At 68.3% G+C, this 18,469-nt stretch carries 19 protein-coding genes; 6 read left to right on the forward strand and 13 right to left on the reverse strand.

Annotated elements, in window-relative coordinates:
• Nucleotides 1-145: 145 nt before the first annotated feature.
• The 7 genes from BLU38_RS18835 to BLU38_RS30975 all read right to left on the reverse strand — a co-directional run bounded on the left by BLU38_RS18835 (nucleotide 146) and on the right by BLU38_RS30975 (nucleotide 4,155).
• Complete coding sequence (locus tag BLU38_RS18835) at nucleotides 146-793, reverse strand: helix-turn-helix transcriptional regulator (RefSeq protein ID WP_091527000.1); 648 nt, start codon at nucleotides 791-793, stop codon at nucleotides 146-148.
• 16 nt (nucleotides 794-809) lie between these two features.
• Nucleotides 810-1,013: a CsbD family protein gene (locus BLU38_RS18840; RefSeq protein WP_091527001.1), complete on the reverse strand. Its 204-nt coding sequence runs from the start codon at nucleotides 1,011-1,013 to the stop codon at nucleotides 810-812.
• A 62-nt stretch (nucleotides 1,014-1,075) separates the two neighbouring features.
• On the reverse strand, nucleotides 1,076-1,351 hold the full coding sequence (locus tag BLU38_RS18845) for a GlsB/YeaQ/YmgE family stress response membrane protein (protein WP_091527002.1): 276 nt from the start codon (nucleotides 1,349-1,351) through the stop codon (nucleotides 1,076-1,078).
• A gap of 149 nt (nucleotides 1,352-1,500) precedes the next feature.
• Nucleotides 1,501-2,109, reverse strand: a complete 609-nt coding sequence (locus BLU38_RS18850; RefSeq protein WP_091527003.1) for a class I SAM-dependent methyltransferase — start codon at nucleotides 2,107-2,109, stop codon at nucleotides 1,501-1,503.
• A 2-nt stretch (nucleotides 2,110-2,111) separates the two neighbouring features.
• On the reverse strand, nucleotides 2,112-3,005 hold the full coding sequence (gene truA / locus BLU38_RS18855; protein WP_091527004.1) for a tRNA pseudouridine(38-40) synthase TruA: 894 nt from the start codon (nucleotides 3,003-3,005) through the stop codon (nucleotides 2,112-2,114).
• Entirely contained in the window at nucleotides 3,002-3,793 is a 792-nt protein-coding gene (trmB, locus tag BLU38_RS18860; RefSeq protein ID WP_231919924.1) for a tRNA (guanosine(46)-N7)-methyltransferase TrmB, read from the reverse strand. The genes truA and trmB overlap by 4 nt, the downstream gene beginning before the upstream one ends.
• Complete coding sequence (locus BLU38_RS30975) at nucleotides 3,790-4,155, reverse strand: hypothetical protein (protein WP_157683554.1); 366 nt, start codon at nucleotides 4,153-4,155, stop codon at nucleotides 3,790-3,792. Before BLU38_RS30975 ends, trmB begins: the two co-directional genes overlap by 4 nt.
• 76 nt (nucleotides 4,156-4,231) lie before the next feature.
• Here BLU38_RS30975 and ypfJ point away from each other — a divergent pair, with 76 nt between their 5' ends.
• The 4 genes from ypfJ (at nucleotide 4,232) to BLU38_RS18885 (ending at nucleotide 9,844) form a co-directional block, all read left to right on the forward strand.
• On the forward strand, nucleotides 4,232-5,107 hold the full coding sequence (ypfJ, locus tag BLU38_RS18870; RefSeq protein ID WP_091527006.1) for a KPN_02809 family neutral zinc metallopeptidase: 876 nt from the start codon (nucleotides 4,232-4,234) through the stop codon (nucleotides 5,105-5,107).
• Between the two features lie 141 nt (nucleotides 5,108-5,248).
• Complete coding sequence (locus BLU38_RS18875) at nucleotides 5,249-6,832, forward strand: phenylacetate--CoA ligase family protein (RefSeq protein ID WP_091527007.1); 1,584 nt, start codon at nucleotides 5,249-5,251, stop codon at nucleotides 6,830-6,832.
• A 1-nt stretch (nucleotide 6,833) separates the two neighbouring features.
• Nucleotides 6,834-8,714, forward strand: coding sequence for a hypothetical protein (locus BLU38_RS18880; RefSeq protein WP_091527008.1), 1,881 nt, complete (start codon nucleotides 6,834-6,836; stop codon nucleotides 8,712-8,714).
• Complete coding sequence (locus BLU38_RS18885) at nucleotides 8,711-9,844, forward strand: hypothetical protein (protein WP_091527009.1); 1,134 nt, start codon at nucleotides 8,711-8,713, stop codon at nucleotides 9,842-9,844. The genes BLU38_RS18880 and BLU38_RS18885 overlap by 4 nt, the downstream gene beginning before the upstream one ends.
• 9 nt (nucleotides 9,845-9,853) lie before the next feature.
• On the opposite strand, the gene BLU38_RS18890 is transcribed toward BLU38_RS18885, so the two are convergent.
• The 3 genes from BLU38_RS18890 to BLU38_RS18900 are packed head-to-tail and all read right to left on the reverse strand — an operon-like array spanning nucleotide 9,854 to nucleotide 12,851.
• Entirely contained in the window at nucleotides 9,854-10,747 is an 894-nt protein-coding gene (locus BLU38_RS18890; RefSeq protein ID WP_091527010.1) for an ABC transporter permease, read from the reverse strand.
• The gene (locus BLU38_RS18895; protein ID WP_091527011.1) at nucleotides 10,734-11,732 is read right to left on the reverse strand and encodes an ABC transporter ATP-binding protein; all 999 of its coding nucleotides are present in this window, start codon (nucleotides 11,730-11,732) and stop codon (nucleotides 10,734-10,736) included. The genes BLU38_RS18890 and BLU38_RS18895 overlap by 14 nt, the downstream gene beginning before the upstream one ends.
• A gap of 6 nt (nucleotides 11,733-11,738) precedes the next feature.
• Complete coding sequence (locus BLU38_RS18900) at nucleotides 11,739-12,851, reverse strand: LolA family protein (protein ID WP_091527012.1); 1,113 nt, start codon at nucleotides 12,849-12,851, stop codon at nucleotides 11,739-11,741.
• 162 nt (nucleotides 12,852-13,013) lie between these two features.
• Between BLU38_RS18900 and BLU38_RS18905 the strand changes: the two genes are divergently transcribed.
• On the forward strand, nucleotides 13,014-14,696 hold the full coding sequence (locus BLU38_RS18905) for an ABC-F family ATP-binding cassette domain-containing protein (RefSeq protein ID WP_091527013.1): 1,683 nt from the start codon (nucleotides 13,014-13,016) through the stop codon (nucleotides 14,694-14,696).
• An 8-nt stretch (nucleotides 14,697-14,704) separates the two neighbouring features.
• Here BLU38_RS18905 and BLU38_RS18910 read toward each other — a convergent pair whose 3' ends face one another.
• Complete coding sequence (locus tag BLU38_RS18910; protein WP_091527014.1) at nucleotides 14,705-15,637, reverse strand: LysR substrate-binding domain-containing protein; 933 nt, start codon at nucleotides 15,635-15,637, stop codon at nucleotides 14,705-14,707.
• A gap of 70 nt (nucleotides 15,638-15,707) precedes the next feature.
• Here BLU38_RS18910 and BLU38_RS18915 point away from each other — a divergent pair, with 70 nt between their 5' ends.
• Complete coding sequence (locus BLU38_RS18915) at nucleotides 15,708-16,322, forward strand: GNAT family N-acetyltransferase (protein ID WP_091532761.1); 615 nt, start codon at nucleotides 15,708-15,710, stop codon at nucleotides 16,320-16,322.
• Here the strand turns inward: BLU38_RS18915 and BLU38_RS18920 are convergent.
• Together BLU38_RS18920 and BLU38_RS18925 are read right to left on the reverse strand one after the other, a co-directional pair.
• Nucleotides 16,291-17,580: an FAD-dependent oxidoreductase gene (locus BLU38_RS18920; RefSeq protein ID WP_197679778.1), complete on the reverse strand. Its 1,290-nt coding sequence runs from the start codon at nucleotides 17,578-17,580 to the stop codon at nucleotides 16,291-16,293. The two genes, BLU38_RS18915 and BLU38_RS18920, sit on opposite strands and share 32 nt — an antisense overlap.
• A 71-nt stretch (nucleotides 17,581-17,651) precedes the next feature.
• Nucleotides 17,652-18,464: an NAD-dependent epimerase/dehydratase family protein gene (locus BLU38_RS18925; RefSeq protein ID WP_091527015.1), complete on the reverse strand. Its 813-nt coding sequence runs from the start codon at nucleotides 18,462-18,464 to the stop codon at nucleotides 17,652-17,654.
• Between the last annotated feature and the right edge of the window lie 5 nt (nucleotides 18,465-18,469).

Raw genomic sequence — 18,469 nt, forward strand, 5'->3', positions numbered from 1 at the left:
TCCGAACCGGGGCCCAGATTCTTGCGGTGACGGTACGTCACGTGCAATCGAGCCGCCGTGAGTCGGCGACTGTCACCCCCAACTCTGCACCGTCCGGAGCGGATCGAATACACCCCTCAGGGTGGATTCGGTTCGATCGACGTCGTCATCCGACATCCGGCTGCACGACCCGGACATGATCAGGTTCGAACCCGTGGCGAACACCCCAGCGAACGGCGTTGGCCCGATTGCTGACGTCGATCCGCCGGTAGCAACTCCGGATATAGCTCTTGATCGAATTCGGTGACAGACCCGTCACATCGGCGATCTCGGCATTGCTCAGGCCGCGGGTGATCAGGGCGAGCATCTCGGCCTCCCGTTCGGTAAGACCTTCCTCTCGCCCCGGCCAGTCGGCGCTTCCGGCGGTCCTCCCGCCGACAGGTGTCGCGTCGACGACGACGGTACGGCCGTGGTGGATCTGGATCAGTGAATCGACCAACTGAGCGGCCGGCAGCCGCTTGGACAGATAGCCGCTCGCACCCCGCCGGATCGCGTCCTTGGCCCGGATCGGACCGAAGTTCCACACGTAGACAGCGACTCGACGAACTGCTGGATTGGCCAGCAGGTCATTGATCTGACGGTGCCCGGCGATGTCGCCGAACGTGTCGTAGAGGACGATGTCGACCGGGGTCGAGACCTCCCGGTTGGCGTCCAGCTCGACGATATCGATCTTGGACGTGTAGTTGCGCAGCATGTTTGCCAGTCCACGAACAATGACCTCATAGTCGTTGACCAGGGCGACCTTGATCGTCATGGCAGAACAGTAATCGTCAGTGAGCTTCTCGGTGGTCGTTCTCGAGGTCGTCGATCCGATCCTTGGCCTCGCCCTTGGCCTGCTGCGCCTTGCCCTTGACCTGATCCTGCAGACCGTCTGCCTGCAGGTCCCGGTTGTCGGTCTTGGAACCGAGGTTCTCCTTGACCTGACCGATCTTCTCGGCGGCAGCTCCCTTGGCCTTGTCCATTGCTCCAGCCATGAATTCCTCCCGTGCGGTTGTGTTCTCTTGACCGTGCCGGGGTGTCCCGGGCGGTCAGGTTGCTATTCGGCCGCGCTCCGTCGCCGGATCACGCCGTAGATCAGCAGTACGACGATCGACCCGACGACGGCCGTCAGCAGAGACCAGATCCAGTTGCCACTCAGCGCGAAGCTCAGCTTCCCGTGGATGATCAGATTGCCGAGGAAGCCGCCAACCAGGGCGCCGATGATGCCGAGGATGATCGTGGCGATGATGCCGCCGCCCTGCCGTCCGGGGAGGACCAGCTTGGCGATCGCCCCGGCGATCAGCCCGAGCACGATGTAGAAGACGATGGTCACAGCGCACACCGTCCGGTCTGCGCAGGTGCCGTTGGGTGCGGAGTCGGCTCGTGGTGACCCCTGGAGCCGTTGTCAGTGGTGTAGCAACTGTTCACACAGGCAGTTGTAGTTGCTTCCGGTGTGCGTCGATACACCCCTAGGGGTGGGATTCAGTGACGATCCGACCGGTGCGCGACGAGAACCCGGAAACCCTTGGCGCTGGCGACCCGTTCGCACGGGTAGCCCTGCTCGGTGAGCCAGGTCTGGAGCGAATCGGCGCCGAGATTCTTGCCGACCACCATCCGCATCACACCGTCCGGGACCAGCCGGGGGAGCCATTCCATCAGTAGCTCGTGCAGCGCCTGCTTGCCGATCCGGATCGGCGGATTGGACCAGATCTCGTCGTAGCGCGCATCGGGATCGGCTGCCTCGGGACGGAGGGGGACGACCCGGTCGGCGACACCGGCTGCGGCCGCATTCTCCTGGCACAGCGTCAAGGCGGCGTCGTTGACGTCGACCGCGTCGACCGTCGCCCGAGGGCAGTGGTCGGCCAAGGCGATGGCGATCGGACCGTAGCCGCAGCCGACGTCGGCCAGCCGGCTCGCATCGGTCGGCGGGTCGCAGGACCGCAACAGGACGGCGGTGGCAATGTCCAACCCATGGCGGGCGAAGACGCCGCTGGCGGTGATCAACGCGTAGTCGGTACCCCAGATCGTCGCCTCGGTGGTCTGCCGGTTCTTGCCGGCGCCAGGGGAATTGGTGAAGTAATGGTCGGCCATGATCAACTCGCCTGTTCCGGGTCGGGGTCGGGACCAGGTGCTGCAAGGTCGGCCGAGCTGCGCCGGTTGCGGGACCGCGTGGCCCGCTCGGCCAGCTCCTCGTCCGGCGGATAGCCGACCTCTTCCAGGGTGAGTCCCGCGGCGGCCATCACCGGCACGCTGCTGTCCCGCACCGCAGCGGACTGGATCTCGGCGATCCAGGGGGTCGACCGCGCGCCCTCGCCGACGCGGACCAGGGCACCGATCAGGGACCGCACCATCGAATGACAGAACGCGTCCGCGACAACGGTGAACTCGATCGTGCCCGCCTGTGGACCATGATCAACACGGGTGCCGGCGAGCTTCAGCAGAGTGCGGATGGTGCTCGCGCCGTCCCGGCGCTTGCAGAAGGCGGCGAAGTCACGCAGCCCGAGCAGCTGTCGGGCGGCTTCGTTCATCGCTGCCAGATCCAGCTCCCGGGGCCATCGGGCGATCTGGTCGCGGAGCAACGGATCGGGCGGTACCACGCCGTCGCCGATCCGGTAGCAGTAGCGCCGCCAACTCGCGGAGAAGCGGGCATCGAAGCCGGCCGGAGCGCGGCCGACCCGGCGGACCACGAGATCGTCGGGCAGCACTCGGGCCAGCCGACGCAGCAGGCGGCTGCCGTCATCGGTGATCAGCCCGGGAGCAAGATCAAGATGACAGACCTGGCCGCGCGCGTGCACACCGGCATCCGTCCGCCCGGCACAGGTCAACGCAACCGGTGAATCGGTGCGCAGCAGCCGCGGCAGCCAGAGCTCCAGTTCCCCTTGGACGGTTCGCAATCCGGGCTGCGCGGCCCAGCCGGAGAAGTCGGTCCCGCGGTAGCTGACGTCGAGCCGCCAGCGGATCGGGTCGGTGGTCGTACCGCTAGTCATCGGCGCCGATAGGCCAGGTCGAAGATCTCTCGGCCGGCGTCGATACCGCGTTGTTCGAATTTGGTCACCGGACGGGCATCCCAGCGGGGGGCGAAGTCGCCGGGATACAACGACTCGAAGGCGTCATGATCATCAAGGACGGCCCTCATCTGATGGGCGTAGTCGGCCCAGTCGGTGGCCAGCCGCCAGACGCCGCCGGGCCGTAGCCGGGAGGCGACCAGATCGGCGAAATCGTGGTTCAGCAGCCGTCGCTTGCGGTGCTTGCTCTTGTGCCACGGGTCGGGGAAGAACATCCACAGCTCCGCGACACCGGCCTCGGGTGCGAGCAGTTGCAGACCTTCGACGGCGTTGGCCTGGATCACCCGGACGTTGCCGACCTGCTGCTTGTCCAGCTTGGCCAGGATTCTCGCGACCGCCGGACGATAGACCTCGAACGCCAACACGTTCGCTTCCGGCCGGGCCTTGGCCATCGGGGCCAGCGACTCGCCCATGCCGGGACCGATCTCGATGATCAGGTCGGCGTCGCGGCCGTACTCGGTTTTCAGGTCGATGCCATGGTCGGGCCGGATCGAGGTCTTCGCTTCGTCTCGCGGCACCTCGATCAGCCACCGGCCGGCGAACCGGTCCCACAGCTTCTGTTGTTGCGGCGTCAGCCGCGGGCTGCGGCTGACGAAGGAGACCACGCCCCGTCGGGACCGGCCCTCGACCAGGCTCAGCGCGGTCGGACGGTCGGTCGGTCCCGGTGTGTGGTCCGGCGACGGGTCGGTGTCGGGAGTTGATTCGGTCACTGCTGCTTCCGCTTCTCGTACAGGTGGATCCCAAATCCCAGCACAATCACCACCGCGAGGAAAACCGCGGCACCGGCGAGGTAGCTGTCGGTGAGCCAGACCACGACGGCACCGGGAACGGCACCGCACAGCGAGACGATCCACAACCGGGCGGTCTGTGCAGGGGTCCGCTGCGGCATCTCGCGTCGGCCGGGTTGATTACGGCCCGGGTAACGCCCCTTCGGTGCGGTAGCCGGCGGCCGCTGACCGGGCTGGGCGGGCTGCCGGTTGCGCCCGGACTGCCGGTTGTGCGCAGGCTGCCGGTTGTGCGCAGGCTGCCGGTTCTGCGTCGGTCCGGAGGGCCGCCGATTGTTCTTCGCCACCCCTCGAACCTACCGTCTACCGGCGAAACGGCCGTTGCGATGCTCCCGCCGACGATAGAGGCTTACGCTGAGCCCCATGACCTTCCAGGGTGATGGCCCGCTGGACACCGGCGGCGTGTCCGGCGGTGGCGGTGGCCGAGGCGGCCGGGTCGCGATCGGCGGCGGAGCCGGGTTGGTGGTCGTCGTGATCGCCGCTCTGGTGTTCGGCATCAACCCGGCCGACATCCTCGGCGGTGGTGGCGGGGACTACTCGACCGGTGACGTCGGTGCGGAAGGCTCCGGAGCAGGTCAGATCGACGACCAGATCAAGAGCTGCACGATCGAGAAGGCGAACACCGACACCGTCTGCCGGATCGTCGCGACGACCAACAGCCTGGGCGACGTGTGGCCGCAGCTGATGTCCGACTACACCGAGCCGCAGACGGTGATCTTCTCCGGCTCGGTCGACACCGGTTGCGGGTCGGCGACCTCCGCGGTCGGACCGTTCTACTGCCCGAGCGACCAGACCGCCTACTTCGATCCCAGCTTCTTCGACACCCTGGAACGGCAGCTCGGTGGAAGTGACGGACCGTTGGCCCAGGAGTACGTCGTCGCCCACGAGTTCGGGCATCACGTCCAGCATGTTCAAGGGCTGGACGAGAAGGCCCAGCAGATGGGGTCGAAGGGCGCCAAGTCCGGATCGGTCCGGTTGGAGCTGCAGGCCGACTGCTATGCCGGTGTCTGGGCCAATCGGGCCGACGACGGCAAGGACGCGATGCTGGAGCCGATCACCGATCAACAGATCTCCGACGTGATCACCACGGCTCGGGCGATCGGCGACGACAAGCTGTCCGGTGGCAGCTCCGACGGCTGGACCCACGGCTCCAGTTCGCAGCGGGTCCGCTGGTTCAGCATCGGCTATCAGTCCGGCGAGGTGAAGCGCTGCGACACGTTCTCCACCGACGATCTCTGACCCCGACTACCGATCCGTGACCTGACGGCGGCCGAACTGGCCCACCCGACCGCTACCGTAGTCGGACGACAAGATGATCTTGTGTCCCGCGTCCGGTGCTGTCCGGCGCGCGATCGCTATCGGGTGCGAAATGGGGGAACGATGGCGCGCCGGCATCATGGCCCGGGCCCGGCAGGTCTGCACGGTCCGGTGTCCGCGCTGCGACAATCGATCTTGAGAACGTCGGCCCGGGCGATCACCAACCTGTACGAGCTCTATCGTGTGCATCCGGTCGTGTGGCGCTGGACCGCCCGGCATTTCCATCCCGGGTTGGCCCGGTTCGCCCGATTGAACGCCTGGATGATGTGCCAGCTCGCCAACCTCGATGTCCCTGCCTACCAAGAGCATCTGAGGGAGCACGGCTTCCGGTTCCGCTGGTTCAGCCTGGACAGCTTCCCCGAGACCGACAAGCACGGCTACGTCAGTCGATACTCAGAACCGGACCGGTGTTGGAACGGCCGGATCGAGACCGTCGGGACGGTCGTCGACGAGTCGTCCGGGTCGTCCGGCACGCCGTTCAACTGGATGCGTGGCCGGGACGAGCTGAAGGCGATCCACAACAACGTCGCCGGCTATGTGACCCTGTTGTTCGGCTCCAAGAGGCTGTTCTGCATCAACGCGTTCTCGATGGGCGCCTGGGCGACCGGGACCAACACCGGCCATGCGATGTCCAAGATCGCGATGGTCAAGAACACCGGACCGGATCTGGACAAGATCATCGACACGATCCGGCATTTCGGACCGCGGTTCGTGTACCTGATCAGTGCCTACCCGCCGTTCCTCAAACATCTGCGTGATCGGCTGGACAACGAGAGCTGGTTCTCCTGGTCGGACTATCAGCTGAACGGTTTCGTCGGCGGTGAGGCGATGACGGAGGGGCTGCGGGACTATGTCGAGGCCCGCTTCGGTCGGGTCTACTCCGGCTACGGTGCCAGTGATCTGACGATCGGGATGGGTGGCGAGTCCGACGTCGCGGTCTGGCTGCGGCGTTCGATGTACGCCGACGATCGGGTCCGGGAGCGGCTGCTCGGGCCGGACGAGACGCGGATCCCGATGGTCTTCCAGTACAACCCGTTGGAGACCTATCTGGAGGTCAACGAGCACAGTGAACTGGTCGTCACTCTCAACTCGACCGCCGTGATGAGCCCTCGGCTGCGGTACAACATCGGCGATGAGGCGCGGCTGATGAGCTTGGCCGACGTGACTGCCGCGCTGGACTTCGATCCCGAGCTGCAACGCGCCTTCCACCGGGCCTTCGCGGTGCAACGGATGCGGCTGCCGTTGCTGTTCCTGTTCGGTCGGAAGGATTCGACGATCTCCTACATGGGTGCGAACCTGTATCCGATCGATGTCGAGAACGGGCTCTACCAGGACAACCCGTACGCCGCCGCGATCGAGTCCTTCAAGCTCGCCTTGCTCGAGGGTGATGATCATGAACTGCGGCCGTTGGTCCACGTCCAGTTGCGCGCCGATGCCGAGCTGACCGACGTCCAACGAGCCGATCTCGGCCGAGCCGCCGGGCACGGCATCGTGGCACATCTTGCGTCGGTGTCGCGGGACTTCGAGCAGTCGTTGACCGAAGACCCGACGGCCGGCGACATCAGGGTCCGGGTGCACGGCTTCGGCGAGGGACCGTTCGGCGGCCAGCGGTCCAAGATCAAGAACGTCTACCTGGTGGAGGACTGAGGTGTACACCACGGACTTCTCCCGCACTCCGCCGGCCGGTCGCGGGCGGGCGATGATCATCGCCGAGGGGCGATCGGACGCGCGTCGTCGGGACGGCGTCGTCTGGCGTCATCGCGTCCGCGACGACGCGATCCGTGCCGAACTGGTCGTTTTCGACACCGCCGAGCAGGCTCGCCGGGCGGCGGCCGCCCATCGTGGCCGGACCCGGCTGTTGATCGCGGAGGACCGTGGATACTCCAACGGTGGTTGGCGTGCCGAGGACGGGACCCACGGTCTGAACGAGCGCTTCCATCCGGTCCGGACCGAGCTCCGCGACGGCCGGGAACCACCGCCGACCGGCGAGCCGGCCCGGCTCACCCGACGCCCCGTGGCCGAGCCCGCACCCCGGCAGTGGACGATCTTCGACAGCGAGTCGTTGTTTCTCGGCGCGAACAGGTTCCGGCACCCGATCGCCTGGCTGCACACCGCCCGCTACTGGTGGGCGATGCTGCGGTCTATGTATCGGATGCCCGGCACCGTCTGGCACGGCGTCTACTGGCAGTTCCCGTTCACCCTCGGGACGGTGGCGACGTTCCGGTCCACCGACGACATGATGCGCTTCGCCCGCGTCCCCGAACATCGCTACCTGATGCAGTGGATCGCGCGAGACACCCGCAACGCGACTGCAGGCTTCATCAGGATCCACTCCGCCGCCGACCAGGACGCCGCGCAGCAGCAACCGGCCGGATTGGAGTTGCAGCGGGTCCAGACCGAGACCCAGCTGCGGGAGTTCCTCGCCGTGTCCCGCCGGGGCGACCCGGCCACGCTCGCCGTACCGCTGCTCACCGACACCGTACGGTCCTGGTTCGCCGGTCGCGCGGCGGCGCCGGTGCAGCCGGAGCTCTATCTGGCCCGCCGCGGCGACCGCACCGTCGGCAGGACCACGATCCACGCCGACCCGACGCTGGACGCCAAGCTCGGCACCCGAGCCACCCTGTTCGGCGCGACCTGGGCCGCGACCCGTGCCGACTACGCCGAGCTGCTGGACGCCATCGCCGACCGTGGTCGGCGCGCCGGCCACACCGAGGCCATCGGGCCGATGTCGCTGCTGCCCAACCAGACCGGCGGGGTGATCACCTCCGGCTTCGAGCAGCCGGGCTTCTTCGACAGCCCGTGGAATCCCTCCTGGGTGCCGCAGGCCTACGCCGACGCCGGCTTCCAGGCCTGGAACGAGTCCGACACCTGGCAGCTGGACGTTGCGGCGCTACGCAGCACCGCGGACCGGATCGAGGCGCCGGCCGAGGACGAGCTGGCTGCAGCAGGGATCCGGCTGCGACCGGCCTCCCGCCTGCGATTCCGCCGTGACGTGGAGCAGGTCCGCGGCCTGCTGAACGCCTGCTTCGCGCAGTTGCCTTACTACACCGAGATCTCGCCGGCCCAGATGCGGGCGGCAACCAGTGGCCTGATCGCCCTGATGGATCCCGGCCTGTGGGTGATGGCGGAGGACCGTGACAGTGGCGCGCCGGTGGGGTTCACGCTGATGATGCCCGACCCGGTCGACGTGCTGCGGGGATCCGGCGGCCGGATCGGTCCGCGCGAGCTCGTCCGGCTGCTCCGCGGTCGGACCGGGTCGCGCGATGTGGTCGCGATCATCCAGGGTGTGCTTCCCGAGCAGCAGGGCCGGGGCATCTCCGGGTTGATGTGGCGACGGGTGGCCCGGCATCTGATCGACGCCGGCTACCGCACCGTACGGGCGACCTACATCGGACGGGACAACCCGGCCTCGGCGCGTTCCATCCAGCGGCTCGGTGGCCGGCCGTTGCACGGCCTGTCCTTCTATCGCCGCAATCTCGGTGATCATGCACTCGGTGATCATGGTCCCGATGATCGGACGGCGCGATGACGACCGACCGACGGACCGCCGGCCGGTCGTCGGGGCCGGACGAGTCGCTGCTCGCCGAGCTGATCACGGTCGCTGCCTCGGCGCCGTCGGCGCACAACACCCAGCCGTGGGATCCACGGATCAGTGCCGGCGGTATCGAACTCGGCGTTGCCGAGGGGCGGACGCTGCCGGTGGGGGACGGGACCGGACGGGACACGCTGCTGGCGCTCGGAGCCTGGACCGAGGCGGCAGCGATCGCCGCCCGGCGGGCCGGCCGCGAGCTGATCGTCGACACGCTGCCGACGTTGGGCGATCCGGAGCTGATCGTCTCCGCTCGGCGCCGTGATCCGGTGGCCCGGCTGACCCTCGGCGGTGCACCCCGGCCCACCGACGATCCCGCCCGTCTCCTCGACGCCGACCTCCTCGCCGCCCGGCTCACCTACCGCGGTCCGGTCCGCCGTGCCGACGGCTTCCTGACCGCGGCAGCGACGGTCCTCCCGGACTGGGCCGGCCTGGTCCCGATCACCGCCCGGGATCTGAATCGGATGGCACTGCTCGGCACCGCCGACACCCTCACCCGCCCCGGGGCAGTGGAGGAACTCGCCAGCTGGCTACGGCTCTCACCACGCCATCCGCAGTATGCGGTGGACGGCCTGACCGATCGGGTGCTCCGGCTGCCGCGTCCGGTGGCTGCCGTCGCCGCGCCGTTCACCCGACCGGATCGACCGCGCCGTGCCGCGGCCTGGGCCGCGCGTCGTGGCGGCGACCTGTTGCGACGACTGCTGCTCGAGGTCCCCATCGAGGCAGCCGGGGATGCCGCCGACGCGGATCATTTCACCCTCGTCGTGCGGTCCAACGAGCTGGCCATCGGGACCGGGGTCGAGCTCACCCGGGTGTTGAACTCGCCGCTCGGCCTGCCGCCGGAGGTGGTGTTCGAGACCGGCCGGGTGCTGCTGCGGGTGTGGTTGTGCGCGGCACGGATGGGTGCTGCCTTCTCGCCGCATTCGGAAGTGCTGGACTCGGCGCTGGCGCAGGGTGAACTGCAACACCGACTGGGACTCGGGCGCCGTACGGTTCCGCTGTTCGTGGCCTCGGTCGGACGGCCGGCGGAACGTCATCCGGCTCGTTCGCCGCGCCGTCGGCTCGCTTGACGCCCAGAGTCAGCTGGTGACGTCCTTGCTGGTGAAACGGGCCCAGGCGGCCAGCCAGAAGACGACCGCGTACGCCGCCGCGGTGACCAGGCCGCGTTCGATGTTGCCGGTGTAGATCGGGTCCCGCAGCACGTCGGCGAAGGCCGACCACCAATGCGTCAACAGGTAGGGATGCAGCCAGTCCAGTTGATTGATCGTCTCGGCGATGAACATCCCGACCGTCAGCAGGACGGTCGCCACCATCGCCCCGATCGGCTGTTCGGTGAGCGTGGAGATGAACAATCCGATCGCGCCGACGGCGGCGAATCCGGCCGCCAGGTAGCAGCAGGCCAACAGCATCCTGACCAAGCCGGCTCCGAAGCTGATCTGCACACCGGAGAGCAGCGGCATCGGCCCGCCGCCGAACAGGATCAGCCCGATCACCAGGCCGGTGCCGGCGACCAGGCAGGTGGCCAGCAGCGAGAAGATCACGATGCTGGCGTACTTGACGGTCAGCAATCGGGTCCGGCCGGCCGGCACGGTCAGCAGATAGCGCAGGGTGCCGATGTTGGCCTCGCCGGCGATCGAATCACCGGAGATGGTGGCGATCGCCAGCGGCAGGAACAGCGGCAGTTCGACGGCCAGCGCGGTCAGTCCGACGAAGAGCCCGTTGCCGACGATGTTGTCGATGAACACCGGGCCACCGCCACCGCCGACACCCCAGATCTTGACCGCGACGGCGATCAGGATCGGCACCGCCGCCAGCGTGGCCAGCCCGGCGATGTTGCGCCGCCGGGTGAGGACCAGACGCAGCTCCGAGGCCAGCAGCCGGAACCAGGAGGTGAGCTGCCGCCCGAGCGAGGGCCGGTCCCACGGCCCGGCGCTGCTCGGATGATCATCGGTGAGCTGCTCAACCGCTGACATCGAAGCCCTCCCCGGTGAGCTGGACGAACATGTCCTCCAGGCTGGGGGACTCGACGGTGAAGCCGTAGACCGTGACGCGGTCGGCGAGGGCAGGGATGATCGACGCCGGATCGACCTCGCCGAGCAGGCCGGTGATCGTCTGCCGGTGTTGATCACCGCGGACCGGGACGGCGTCGAGCTCGCCGATTCCCAGCCGCTTCAAGATCATCATCGCCGGGTCGGGGTCGGTGGTCACGACCCGGACCGACGGTGCGGTCCGGTTGCGGACCTCGGTGATGGTGCCCTGGGTGAGCAGTTTGCCGGCATGCATCACCCCGACATGACTGCAGATCTGCTCGACCTCGCTGAGCAGGTGTGAGGAGATCAACACCGTGGCGCCGTCGCCGGCCAGATCGGCGACCAGATGTCGTACTTCCCTTGTCCCTTGGGGATCCAGTCCGTTGGTCGGCTCGTCCAGGACCAGCAGCTCACGCGGCTGCAACAGGGCGCCGGCGATCGCCAGTCGTTGCCGCATCCCGAGCGAGTAGGCACGAAATCGTTTGGTCGCCGCTGCGAGCAGTCCGACCCGGTCCAGCGCGGCGTCGACACGCCGGGTCGCGGTCCTGGGATCGGCGTAGGGATCCGCGGCGTCCAGCCGGGCCAGATTGCGTCGTCCGCTGAGGTAGGGGTGGAAGGCCGGCCCTTCGACCAGCGCACCGACCCGGGGCAACGCCGTCCGGGCTCCCTCCGGCATCGGGCTGCCGAGCAGGATCGGTCGCCCCGAGGTGGCCGCGACGAGCCCGAGCAGCATCCGGATCGTCGTGGTCTTGCCCGAACCGTTGGGGCCGAGGAAGCCGTAGACCGCGCCGGTCGGCACCAGCAGATCGATGCTGTCGACCGCGGTCTGCTTGCCGAACCGTTTGGTCAGGCGTTCGCTGCGGACGGCCGCCTCGAGTTCCGCCCTGTCGGCGGAATCAGCCGTCGCCGGCGCCGAAACGGCAGACAGCGTGGCCTACTTCTCCAGCGCCGAGTACAGCAGGGCCGGCTTGACCGCACCGACCGCGACCCGACCGTCGTCGGTGAGCACGGCCGAGAACAGCGAACCGGTCAGCAGCCGCCCCGAGCCCCAGGATCCGGACACCTTCGGCAGCGAGTTGAGCATCTGGCCTGCCTCCGACCCGCCCTGGGACCGGCCGTGCGGACCGGCCTGATCCGAACCGGCCCGATCCGAACCTGCCTTGCCCAGCTGGTCGGCAAACGACTTGTCGGTCACCAGCACCGAGGTCCAGCCGTCACCGACGACCTTGCCCGGAGCCGCATCGGCCTTGTCGGCCGTGCCGTGCTCCTTCGGCTCGACCTTCTTCTCGGTGACCGAGGTGTCCTCGGAGGGGGTGAAGGTGAAGTTCTTCGCTGCCGGGACGGAGAAGTCGACGTCGGTGAAACCGACCGAGAAGGCGGGATCCTTGGCGCCGTCGGCGGACACCTCGACACGCAGCGGGACCGAGGTCTGGGCGTCGACGGCGATCGCGACCTCGCCCACCAACGAGCGGTCGTCCTTCGGCGTCAGTACCAGCTCGTACGCGGGCCGATCGGCGACGGTGACGTTGCGGGCGACCTTCGTGCTGGTGCTCGGATCGATGGCGTCGAGGGCCTTCTTCGCCGCTTCCTGCGGGGTCGCCGGCATCTCGGAGGAGTGCCGCTGCGCCATCGCCTTGCCGGCGTAGGTCGTGTGCACGGCCTTCTTCTCCTTGCTCGACCACAACCAGGCCTGATTGCCGTTGCGGATCAGCGACGATTCGCCGTAGGTACCGAGCAGCGAGACCCGGGACTTGTCCTCACCGGAGGTCCACACCTTCAGCGTGTGTGTCCCGCTGGCCAGGGAGCCGAAGTCGGACTCCTCGGTCGGGCCGTTGGACGGCATCGACGGCAGGCCCAGCTCGGCGGTCTCGGTGACCGTCCCGGACAGTCCGTCGACCTTGGCTCCGGCCACCGCGGTCAACAGCTCCTGCGGTGACTTCTTCGGCAGATTCGGATCGGCGGAAGCGGTGGTGGCGGCCAGTCCGCCGCCGATCGCCAGCGCGGCGGCGGCGATCGGAGCGAGCCAGCGGACAGCTGTACGCGACATGGAGCCATTGTTACTCGCCGACAGCCGGGATGAAAGGTTTGCCGCCGGCCGGCGGCTGGGACCCCTGCGATCGGTTCGACGATCAGGTTGCCGTCGGGTGACACCACCCGGCGGCGAAAAACCGGAGGTCCGCGACCGGACGGCTCTTCTACAGTGGGACCCATGGGACACGTGGAATTGACCGGGGTGTCGTTCCACCTCCCGGACGGCCGCCCGCTGCTCAGTGATGTCACGTTCCGGGTCGGCGACGGCGCGGTGATCGCGCTGGTCGGGCCCAACGGTGCCGGCAAGACCACGCTGCTGCGGATCGTCGCCGGCGACCTGCAACCGACCGACGGCGGCATCTCCCGCAGCGGTGGGCTCGGAGTGATGCGGCAGTTCATCGGCAGCATCCGGGACTCCTCGACGGTGCGGGATCTGCTGTTCTCCCTGGCGCCGCAACGGCTGCAGCAGGCGGTCGCCGACGTCGACCGGCTGGAGTTGCAGCTGATGACCGACGACAGCGAACCGACCCAGCTCGGCTACGCCGCGGCGCTGGCCGAGTATGCCGATGCCGGCGGGTACGACGCCGAGGTCACCTTCGACGCCTGTTGCACCGCGGCGATCGGGATCGACTACGACCGAGCCAAGTGGCGTGAGGTGAACACGCTGTCCGGCGGTGAGCAGAAGCGGCTGGCCCTGGAGGCGCTGCTCCGCGGTCCGGACGAGGTGCTGCTGCTCGACGAGCCGGACAACTACCTGGACGTGCCGGGCAAACGCTGGCTGGAAGATCAACTCCGGTCGACCAAGAAGACTGTGTTGTTGATCAGCCACGACCGCGAGCTGCTGGCCAACGCCGCGACCGGGATCGCCGCGCTGGAGCTGGGGTCGGCGGGCAACACGCTGTGGGTACACGGCGGCGGCTTCGGCACCTTCGCCGCCGCCCGGCAGGCCCGCTTCGAACGGTTCGAGGAGCTGCGCAAGCGGTGGGACGAGGAGCACGCCAAGCTCAAGGCGCTGGTGATCATGTACAAGCAGAAGGCTGCGTACAACTCCGACATGGCCAGCCGCTACCAGGCCGCCAAGACCCGGCTGGCCAAGTTCACCGACGCCGGTCCGCCGCAGGAGCTGCCCCGGGAGCAGAACGTGACGATGCGGCTACGCGGTGGCCGCACCGCCAAGCGGGCGGTGATCGTCGACGATCTGGAACTGACCGGGCTGATGAAACCGTTCAGCACGGAGATCTGGTTCGGCGATCGGGTCGGCGTGCTCGGTTCGAACGGGTCCGGCAAGTCGCATTTCCTACGACTGCTGGCGTTGGGCGGAACGCTGCCGGCATCCGATCTTGATCCGATCGGCGGAGTTGATCTTGCTCCGGTGGCGCACACCGGGATCGCCCGACTCGGCTCCCGGGTCAAGCCGGGACTGTTCGCCCAGACCCATCACCATCCCGAGCTGGTCGGCAGGACGCTGCTGGAGATCCTGCACCGCGGCGATGATCATCGAGACGGACTCGATCGGGAGTACGCCGCCCGCCGGCTGGATCGCTACGAGCTGGCCAAGGCCGCCGAGGTCCGCTTCGACCTGCTTTCCGGAGGTCAGCAGGCCCGCTTCCAGATCCTGCTGCTGGAGCTGTCCGGTGTCACCTGCCTGCTGTTGGACGAGCCGACCGACAACCTGGACATCGAGTCGGCCGATGCATTGGAGAGCGGCCTGCAGGCCTTCGAGGGAACGGTGATCGCCGTCACCCACGACCGGTGGTTCGCCCGCGGACTGGACAGCTTCCTGATCTTCGGAGCCGACGGCGGGGTGTACGCCTCCGACGAACCGGTCTGGGACGAGGGCCGCGTTCAGCGCGCCCGCTGATCGGGTTGTCAGGTGGCATCGACCGGGTGCCGGCCCGGCAGGTGTCGTGCGGCGTCGATCATCGTGGTCGCGATCGTGCCGAACTGCCGGACCAGGGGCCTGTCGTCCTCGGCCCGGGTGGCCAGTTGGACGGTGCTGCGGGCGTCGGTGCCGGTCAGCGGGATCGCCACCGTCCCCGCCGGCAGCGGCCGCGCCGCGCTGCGCGGAGCGATGGTGACTCCGAGCCGGGCCGAGACCAGGTGCAGGATCGTGTTCCATTCCGAACCCTCGAAGGCGATGTCGGGTTCCAGTGCCGCTTCTCGGAACGGTTGCAGATTGACAGCATGAGCGTGTGCGCCGGCCCGGGCAGGGAACAGGACCAGCGGCGACCCGGCCAGTTGCGCAGCCTCGACCGCCGGCCGGGCCGCCGACGGATGGGTGATCGGTAGCACCGCGACGAACGGTTCGGCGAGCAGCGTGGTGAGCGAGATACCGTTCCGCTCCTCGGCATCCCGGACGAACCCGACGTCGGCGGCAGCTCGCTGCAAGCGGTCCAACGTCGTGCTGGTGAAGCCCTCCTGGAGGCGAATCCGCACCTCGGGCCGGTCAGCGGTGAAGGCCAGCAGCGCCGAGCTCATCGGACCAGCGGCGGAGGAGATGAAGGCGATGTCCAGCCGGCCGGCCTCGCCGCGGGCGATCCGACCGGTCTCGGCGACGTCGGCCGACAACCGACCCAACAGCGCGTCGGCCCGCGGCAGGAACGCCTCGCCGGCTGCGGTCAGCCGTACCGATCGGGAGGTCCGCTCGAACAACGCTGCGCCGATGAAACCTTCGAGCCGGCGGATCTGCTGGGACAGTGCCGGTTGGGCGATCCGCAGCCGCCGAGCCGCCCGGCCGAAATGCAACTCCTCGGCCACGGCGACGAAGTAGCGCAGATGACGGAGCTCGATCCTGCTATCCATAGCTGCAACTTATCGATCGGGCGAAGTAGAGGTATTGGAGTTCTTGATCGGGTCGCAGCAGACTGATCCCATGGCATCGTCGACCAACGCCGCGCCCCTGGCCGTACCCCGGATCGAGTCGTTGGGCTCCGACGACGACGCCGAGGCCTTCCGTCGGATCAACACCGAGTGGATCAGCCGGCTCTTCACCCTCACCGACGAGGACCGAGCACTGCTCAACGATCCACGCGGACGGATCATCGACCCGGGCGGCGACGTGCTGCTGGCTCGTGCCGACGACGGGTCGGTCGTCGGTTGCGTGGCGCTGGTGCGCTACCCCGACGACGTTCTCGAGCTGTCCAAGATGGGCGTCACCCCGGCAGCTCAGGGTCGCGGCGTCGGGCGGCTGCTGGTGGCGGGCGCGATCGGCCGGGCCCGTGAGCTGGGTGCCCGTCGGCTGTTCCTCGGCACCAACTCCGCACTCACTCCGGCCATCCACCTCTATCGGGAGGCGGGCTTCGTGCCGATCGGTCGCGAGCACCTGCCGGTGACCGACTACTACGCCCGAGCCGACGTGCTGATGGAGCTGCCGGGCTCTGCCGGCGCTGATCCGACGGTCGGCACCGGCATCGGGTCCGTCGCGGCGACACCGAACACCCGCGACGGCGGATCGGCTACCGATGGCCGTCGTGGTCGGTCCCGGTGATGCTGCGGTCCGACCCGGCGACGTCGACGGCCGGTCTGGCGAAATCGGGGGCGTGTTCGGCGCCGGGCCCGATGGCGATCAGTCGGCCGAGCGGGATGCTCATCCAGGGGAGCAGTCGCATCATGATCACGAAGAGTTCGAAGCCACCCCGATGGCCGGCCATCGCAGGTTCGTAGATCGTCTTGTGCAGAACCCGTTGCCCGGTCTGCAGGAAGACGGTCGGGAAAAGCCGCCGACGCCGGACCCGATCAAGATCATCGCCGGTCGGTGTCCGTCCTTCGGACAGGATCGGGGCCAGCACCCGGGCAGCGGCGACCGCGTCCTGGATGGCGAGGTTGACCCCGACGCCACCGGACGGGGACATCGCATGGGCGGCGTCACCGATGCACAGCAGACCCGGACGATGCCAGCGGCGGAGCCGGTTGAGCTTGACCTGCAGCAGCGGGAGTTCGGCCATCGACCGCAGCTCGTCCAGTCGGTCGGCCAGGTCGGGTCGGAGCTTGGCGATCCGGCGGCGGAAGGAGTCGATCCCTTCGGCCCGCAGCCGATCGGCCGACCCGGTCGGGGCGAGGTAGGCGAGCTGGTAGTAGTCCTGGTGCGCCATCGTCAGCAGGATGTCGGGATGGCTGATCTTCGGCATCAGCGTGGGCTGCTGAGCGCGCCGCTCGGCCGCGGTGCGGGACAGCCGGAACCACCAGACGTCGTACGGGACCCGGTACTCCTTCGGCGTCAGGCCGGCGCCGTCCCGCAGCGGTGAGTCCCGACCCTCGCAGGCGACGGTCAGATCGGCCCGGAGCACCTGCTCGGTGCCGTCCCTGAGCCTGACCCGGGCACCGATCACCCGGCCGCTGTCGACCACCGGACCGAGGGTCGCGGTGTTCATGATCAATCGGAAGTTGGGCTCGCTGCGTGCCGCGTCGGCCAGCATCGACAGCAGGTCCCATTGCGGCGCCATCGCGATGTGATCGTACGGCTTGCCGATCTTGGAGAAATCGCCGAGCACGATCGTGCGATGATCATCGATCGGCAGCCGGTAGTCGGACAGGTCGGTGTGCGGGATCTCGGCGAACCGTTCACCGAGACCGAGCTCGTCCAACAGCCGCAGGGTCGAGGCGTGCACGGTGTCGCCCCGGAAGTCGCGCAGGAAATCGCCGTGTTTCTCCACGACGGTGACGTCGATCCCGGCGCGGGCCAGCAGCAGCCCGAGCATGATCCCCGCCGGTCCGCCGCCGCCGATCAGGCACGTCGTCCGGTCCACGGCTCCATCATGCCCCAGCTCCATCACGCTCCAGCTCCACACGCTCCAGCTCCATCACGCGCCCGGGGTTGTCAGCGCCAACCGGTCAGTGGTTCCCAGCCGATGATCGATTGCGCCCGGGAGCAGTCCCAGGCGCCCTGGCTGCCCAGCAAGGGTCGACGTACCTCGGTGCCCGGGGCGTACTCGGCGAGCAGTTCCTCGATCGGACGCCGTGACCGGGTGTCGGCGGCCGTGATCGACAGCACGTGGTAGCGGCCGTCGGAGGTGTCGGGGTGCAGGGCGAGCAAGCAGGCGCGCGCGGCGTCGGTCAGTTCGACGTAGCCCCACAGATTGCGGGCGTCGGTGCGTTCGTCGGTCTGGCCGTCCAGCTCGTGCAACTCCTGGACGGTCAGGATCCAGTGGAACCGCAGCGCGGTGACCGTCATCCCGCGCCGGGCGTACATCCGGCCGATCCGTTCGGCGAAATCCTTGGTCAGTGCGTACGGATCGACGTAGTCCAGCGGGCTGTCCTCGGTGACCGGGACGTACGGTGCGACCGTCGGCTCCGGCGACCAGGCGGTGCCGTAGATCGAACCACTGGAGGCCAGCACCGCCGTCGAGATGCCCGCCCGCCAGGCCTCCTGCAGCACGTTGAACGTCGACAGTGTGTTGTTGTGCACCAGGTCGGCGGGCTCGACGTTCTCCGGGCTCGGGATCGCCGCGCAGTGGATCACCGCATCGCAGCCGGTCAGCGACCGACGGACGGCGTCCGGATCGGTGAGATCGACCTGATGATCACCGGGGCCGGCGACATCGGCACCGACCACGGTGATGCCGTCGCGCTCCAGCTGCCGGACGACTTCGCTGCCGAGCTTTCCCGCCGAGCCGCTCACCCAGACTGTCATTCGAA

This window comes from Microlunatus soli, from assembly GCF_900105385.1.
GTDB lineage: Bacteria > Actinomycetota > Actinomycetes > Propionibacteriales > Propionibacteriaceae > Microlunatus > Microlunatus soli.